The 4,222-nt window shown below is 68.0% G+C and carries 5 protein-coding genes; 4 read left to right on the forward strand and 1 reads right to left on the reverse strand.

All coding sequences use genetic code 11. From position 1 onward, the window contains the following. Positions 1-454, forward strand: a 454-nt coding sequence (locus VIR09_RS27590) for an acyl-CoA dehydrogenase family protein (RefSeq protein ID WP_332015764.1), incomplete at its 5' end; no start/stop codon positions are given. Beyond that, positions 451-1,275 carry a 2-(1,2-epoxy-1,2-dihydrophenyl)acetyl-CoA isomerase PaaG gene (paaG, locus tag VIR09_RS27595; RefSeq protein ID WP_332015765.1) on the forward strand — a complete coding sequence of 275 codons (825 nt, stop codon included), beginning with the start codon at positions 451-453 and terminating at the stop codon, positions 1,273-1,275. The genes VIR09_RS27590 and paaG, both read left to right, overlap by 4 nt. A 16-nt stretch (positions 1,276-1,291) precedes the next feature. Here paaG and VIR09_RS27600 read toward each other — a convergent pair whose 3' ends face one another. Further along, the gene (locus VIR09_RS27600; protein WP_332015766.1) at positions 1,292-2,185 is read right to left on the reverse strand and encodes a LysR family transcriptional regulator; all 894 of its coding nucleotides are present in this window, start codon (positions 2,183-2,185) and stop codon (positions 1,292-1,294) included. Positions 2,186-2,334: 149 nt separating this feature from the next. Between VIR09_RS27600 and VIR09_RS27605 the strand changes: the two genes are divergently transcribed. Then, positions 2,335-3,165, forward strand: coding sequence for an FAS1-like dehydratase domain-containing protein (locus tag VIR09_RS27605; RefSeq protein ID WP_332015767.1), 831 nt, complete (start codon positions 2,335-2,337; stop codon positions 3,163-3,165). Beyond that, the coding region (locus VIR09_RS27610; protein WP_332015768.1) for a CaiB/BaiF CoA-transferase family protein at positions 3,162-4,222 on the forward strand (1,061 nt) is incomplete at its 3' end. The genes VIR09_RS27605 and VIR09_RS27610, both read left to right, overlap by 4 nt.

The following is a 4,222-nucleotide window of genomic DNA, read 5'->3' on the forward strand; positions in this document are numbered from 1 at the left end:
CGCGGCGGACGAGGCCCTGGCTCAGGCGCTGCAGTGGGGCACGGCCGCGCTGTGCGCGCATGCGGCGGGCGCGATGGAGCGGCTGCTGGAGATCACCGTCGACTATCTCAAGGCGCGCAAGCAGTTCGGCCAGCCGCTGGCCTCGTTTCAGGCCTTGCAGCATCGCCTGGCGGAGATGCTGGTGGCCAAGGAACTGGCTTTGTCGATGGCCTATGTGGCGGTGGCGGCCTTGACCGAACCCGACGCCGCCCAGCGCCGCCGCATGATCGCGTCGGCCAAGCTGGAGGCCGCGCGCGCCGGACGCCTGGTGGCGCAGATGGCGGTGCAGTTGCATGGCGGCATGGGCATGACCGACGAACTGGATGTGGGCGACTACTTCAAGCGGCTCACCGTCGTGGATCAGTTGCTGGGCGATACGGCCGAGCAATTGGCCGTGCTGGAGGAACTGGCATGAGCGGGGTTGCGGCAGCACAGACCGACGATGGCGGCTACACCCAGATCCGCTTCACGCTGCAGCGGGGCGTGGGTGTCATCATCCTGAACCGGCCCGACCGGCTGAATAGCTTCACGGAAGTGATGCATGCCGAACTGGCGCGAGCGCTGGACGTGATGGAGGCCGACAGCGGACTGCGCGGGCTGATCGTCACTGGCGCGGGACGGGGTTTTTGCGCGGGTCAGGATCTCGGTGAACGCAAGCCGGCAGAGGACGGCGCGCGCCGCGATCTGAGCCTCATCCTGGAGCAGTGCTACCGGCCGCTGATCAGCCGGTTGCGGGCCTTGCCCGTGCCGGTGGTGTGCGTGATGAACGGCGTCGCGGCCGGGGCAGGCGCCAGCCTGGCGCTGGCTTGCGATGTGGTGTTCGCGGTGGAGTCGGCGCGCTTCATCCAGGCCTTCAGCAAGATCGGCTTGCTGCCGGATGCCGGCGGCACCTGGTTCCTGCCGCGGCTGGTGGGTTCCGCCCGGGCCATGGGCGCCGCATTGTTCGGCGAGGCGTTGAGCGCCAGGCAGGCGGAAGCGTGGGGGCTGATCTGGCGCGTGGTGCCGGACACGGCGCTGGCGGACACGCTGGCGCAAGTCAACGATACGCTGGCGGCCGGTCCTACCCGCGCCTATGCGGCCACCAAGGCCGCGCTGCACGCCTCCAGCGGCAACACGCTGGCGCAGCAGTTCGACCTGGAGTGCCGTCTACAGCGCGAACTTGGCTACACCGACGATTACCTGGAAGGCATGCGGGCGTTCGCGCAAAAGCGCCCGCCGGCATTCACCGGCACTTGAGGTCTGCGGGCGGCCTTCAGGGCGCCCGCGCCGCCTGGATCTGTTCGATGAGTTGGCGCGCGCAGCCTGGCAGGGCGTCGATGTCGCGCACCAGCAACTTGCGTTCGCGCACCACCCAGGGTTCGTCCAGCTCGACCACGCGCAGCTTCATGTCGGCGCCATAGCGCCGTGCCGCGGAGTCGGGGATGACGCCGATGCCGACGCCAGCCTGCACCATCCGGCAGATGGAATCGAAGCTGTAGAGCTGGATGCGCTGGGGCAGGCGCTGGCCAACCTGTTCCAGCTGGTCGCGCAGGAAGGCGACCAGGGTGGAGCCTTCGTGCATGGTGATGAAGGGATAGCGTACCGCCTCGGCCAGCTTGACCTTCTCCTGGTCCTGTAGCGGATGGCCGTTGGGCACCACCAGCACCAGCCGGTCGGTGCTGAAGTGGATGGTCTGCAGATCGGGAGCGTCCACCGGGCCGGCCACGATGCCCAGGTCGGTGGTGCCGTCCAGCACGCCGCGCACGATGTCGCGGGTCAGGCGTTCCTGCAGGTCCACGGTGACGCCGGGGTGGGCGGACAGGAATTGCGCCAGGATGTCCGGCATGAATTCCGTGACCGCCGTGGTGTTGGCGAAGATGCGGATGTGGCCGGCGTCGCCGTCCGCCTGTTCCTGGAAGTCATGTTTCAGGTGGTCTACCTGGCGCATGATGACCCGCGCGTGCTGCAACAGCTTCTGGCCCGCGGGCGTGATTTCCACGCCGCGGCTGTCGCGGTACAGGAGGCGGGTATTGAGCTGGTTCTCCAGTGCCTTGATGCGCACGCTGACTGCCGCCAGGGACAGGTGCGCCCGCTTGGCCGCCTGGGTCAGGCTGGGGGATTCGGCGATGTGGATGAACAGGCGTAGGTCGGCGAGGTCGAAGTGCATGGCCCATATTTTACGGCGCGAGGCGGCGGGCCGGGAGGCGGGGGGCGATTCAGGCAGAGCAAACCCCTCCTTGAGCAAAAACGAATTCACAAGCGGGACGGCTTGCGGGCATGCTTCAGTCTGTAAAAACCCCAGCAGAGGATATCGGCATGACATCTACAGATCCGGCCGCGTGGATCGGCAGCGGCGAACGCAAGACGGACGCCATGGACCCTGGCCATGCCGCGCGCATCGCGGCCACTCTGGGAGGCCCCGCGCCAGCCCAGGGCGATGCCTTGCCGCCGCTGTGGCAATGGGCGTTCTTCATCTCCACGGTGGACATGGACGGGCTGGGGACGGATGGCCATCCGGCGCGCGGCGGCTTCCTGCCGCCGGCCCAGGACCGCAACCGCATGTGGGCCGGCGGCAGGGTGGAATTCCGCCGGCCTCTGAAGGTCGGTGTGCCTGCGGAGCGGGAGTCCAGCGTGATCGACGTCAAGGAAAAATCGGGCCGCACCGGCGCGCTGCTGTTCGTGACGGTGCGGCATGAATTCCGCCAGGAAGGCGAAGTGGCCATCCACGAAGAGCAGGACATCGTCTACCGCCAGCCGTCGCCGCCCAAGCTCAGCGGCAGCGAGCCCGCGCCGCAGGCGCAGTGGCGCGATACCGTAGAACCGTCGCCGGTGCTGCTGTTCCGCTATTCGGCGGTGACCTTCAATGGCCATCGCATCCATTACGACCATCCCTACGTGACCGGGACCGAAGGCTATCCCGGGCTGGTGGTGCATGGCCCGCTGATCGCCACGGAGATGGTCGCCGCTTTTACCCGCGCCCATCCGCAGGCGCGCCTGACCCATTTGTCGTATCGCGGCCTGCGTCCGCTGATTGCGCCCACGCCCTTCCAGGTGGCCGGCCGCTTGACCGAGCCGGGCGTGGCCCAGCTCTGGGCCGAGCAGGACGGCACGCTGGCCCACCAAGCTGAACTGAGGTTTACCGAATGAGCATAGAGGCCCCCCGTCCGCTGGACGGCATCACCGTCGTCAGCCTGGAGCACGCCATTGCCGCGCCGTTCTGCACCCGCCAGCTGGCGGACATGGGCGCGCGCGTCATCAAGATCGAACGCCCCGGCGGCGGCGACTTCGCCCGCGGCTACGACGAGCGCGTGCGCGGCCTGTCCTCGCATTTCGTCTGGACCAACCGGTCGAAGGAAAGCCTGACGCTGGATCTCAAGCGCGAGGAGGCGGGCGGCGTGATGGAGCGCCTGCTGGAGACGGCCGACGTGCTGGTGCAGAACCTGGCGCCCGGCGCCGCCGCGCGCCTGGGCCTGTCTTTTGACGCCCTGCACAAAAAGTACCCGCGCCTGATCGTCTGCGACATCTCGGGCTACGGCGAAGGCGGGCCCTATCAGGACAAGAAGGCCTACGACCTGCTGATCCAGAGCGAAAGCGGCTTCCTGTCGGTGACCGGCACCAAGGACGATCCGGTCAAGGCCGGCTGTTCCATCGCCGACATCTCTGCCGGCATGTATGCCTATTCCGCGATCCTGAATGCCTTGTTGCTGCGGCAGAGAACGGGCCTGGGCAGCCGCCTGGACGTCTCCATGCTGGAAAGCATGGTCGAGTGGATGGGATTCCCCATGTACTACGCGTTCGAGGGCGGTACGCCGCCCGTGCGCGCGGGCGCGGCCCACGCGTCCATCTATCCCTACGGCCCGTTTCCCGTGGGCGACGGCGCCACCATCATGCTGGGGCTGCAGAACGAGCGCGAGTGGCGCGTGTTCTGCGCCCAGGTGCTGCGCCAGGCGGAACTGGCGGAAGACCCGCGCTTCATTTCCAATTCGCTGCGTACCGCCAACCGCGACGACTTGCGCGCGCTGATCGTGGCTGCCTTCTCCGACCTGTCCATCGATCAAGTGACGCAGCGGCTGGAGGACGCGCAGATCGCCAACGCGCGCGTCAACGACATGGCCGGCGTCTGGGCGCACCCGCAGTTGCAGGCCCGCGGCCGCTGGAGCCAGGTGGACAGCCCCGCCGGCGAGCTGCCCGCGCTGCTGCCCCC

Source organism: Achromobacter sp., assembly GCF_036567245.1.
Taxonomy (GTDB): domain Bacteria; phylum Pseudomonadota; class Gammaproteobacteria; order Burkholderiales; family Burkholderiaceae_B; genus Achromobacter.

What these genes read in the sequence shown, in the direction of transcription:
- paaG (WP_332015765.1), top strand. Translation starts at nt 451, where the DNA reads ATGAGCGGGGTTGCGGCAGCACAGACCGACGATGGCGGCTACACCCAG.
- VIR09_RS27600 (WP_332015766.1), bottom strand. Translation starts at nt 2,185, where the DNA reads ATGCACTTCGACCTCGCCGACCTACGCCTGTTCATCCACATCGCCGAA.
- VIR09_RS27605 (WP_332015767.1), top strand. Translation starts at nt 2,335, where the DNA reads ATGACATCTACAGATCCGGCCGCGTGGATCGGCAGCGGCGAACGCAAG.